The sequence below is a fragment of the Limosilactobacillus panis DSM 6035 genome (assembly GCF_001435935.1).
Classification (GTDB): Bacteria; Bacillota; Bacilli; order Lactobacillales; family Lactobacillaceae; genus Limosilactobacillus; species Limosilactobacillus panis.
In genome coordinates this window covers 1-1,307 of record NZ_AZGM01000102.1, presented here as the reverse complement: position 1 = coordinate 1,307, position 1,307 = coordinate 1, and the positions used below count along the sequence as shown (strand labels likewise).

At 37.2% G+C, this 1,307-nt stretch carries 2 protein-coding genes; one reads left to right on the top strand and one right to left on the bottom strand.

The window, feature by feature from the left end:
• Positions 1–369: 369 nt before the first annotated feature.
• The gene (locus tag FD32_RS06580) at positions 370–795 is read right to left on the bottom strand and encodes a hypothetical protein (RefSeq protein ID WP_056962146.1); all 426 of its coding nucleotides are present in this window, start codon (positions 793–795) and stop codon (positions 370–372) included.
• Between the two features lie 17 nt (positions 796–812).
• On the opposite strand from FD32_RS06580, the gene FD32_RS06575 reads away from it, so the two are divergent.
• On the top strand, positions 813–1,307 hold a 495-nt coding region (locus tag FD32_RS06575), incomplete at its 3' end, for an IS30 family transposase (RefSeq protein WP_156410646.1).

Genomic DNA, 1,307 nt, shown 5'->3' with positions numbered 1-1,307 from the left:
TTTCGAAAAAATACGAAAACTGACGGGCTTTTAATGAACTATGAATAATTCAGGAAAATTAGCTCTCAGACGCATTGAAAAAGATCGGACGTATAGTTGATCACTTAAATGTGCCTGAGAGCTAATTTAAAATAAACATTAACTTATTTGAATTAGTTGTAGTTCATCTGCCAATAAGTTACCTCTAGCTAGAAGAAAGTCGCCCTATTTCATTCTAGACGTTATCTTCTTATGGTAGTCTTCCATTAGTTAGTTCCTCATGATTCGTGAATTATTAAAAAAGAGAACTAGACCAAAAGCCAAAGTAGCTTAGTCTAGTTCTCCAAATTATCTTCATCCTTACCGATTGACAAAGAGCCAAAATCAAAATCAACTATTTTCACCATGAATATATCTTCTTAAAATATCAGAATATTTTCTTGCTAAAACCACAACTTTTTGTTTACTTGACTCAAAATCAACTGCATATTGTTTAGCATCAACATTCTTAGAATTAGCAACTAGCTTATAATAATTCCACAAAGACTGAACAATTTCTTTAGCAGGAGAAACAAGCTCTTCAGGAATATCCATAGTCGTATCTATCGAATTTTCAAGAACAGCCAATTCACTACAAAAATCCGGAATATTCTTTTTACCACTAGAAAGACCAATTTCTTGGTGAATTTTATCAACTTTAACAAGGAAATTATTAGAAAAATTTTTTATTAATGGCAGATTGTAAAATTTAAGTTGAACATTTAAGTGGACAGAAAAACCCATCAAGGTCTTTAATGGTGTTACCGTACAATCCATTAGAAAGAAGGACCTTGATGAGCACCACTATTTTATCATTCCAGAACCGTGTTGTCATTGAAACGCTTCATAATGAAGGACGTTCCTTGCGATACATTGCTAACTACTTAGGCTTTAGTAAGACCACCATCTTTAACGAACTTCACCGGCTAAATAGTGAGTACCGGGCTGAGCTAGCGCAAACTGACTTTGAACGCAAGGTTAGTCACCGGGGGCGGAAGTCTTCGCTCACTAAAAACCTTAAACACTTGATCGAGGAAAAGATTCAAGTCCAGAAGTGGTCCCCTGAACAAGTTGCCCATGTGGTTGGGATTGCCTACAAGACGGTCTATAACTGGATTGATCAAGGATGGCTTGATGTACAGTTACCCGATTTGCCTGATCATGGAATTCGTCGTCATCGTGCTAAAGAAAAGCGGGGTACGTTCAGTCACGGCCGCTCCATTGAGGAGCGTTCTCATAAAGTCGAAACTCGCCAGGAATTCGGCCACTTTGAAGCTGATACCGTACTT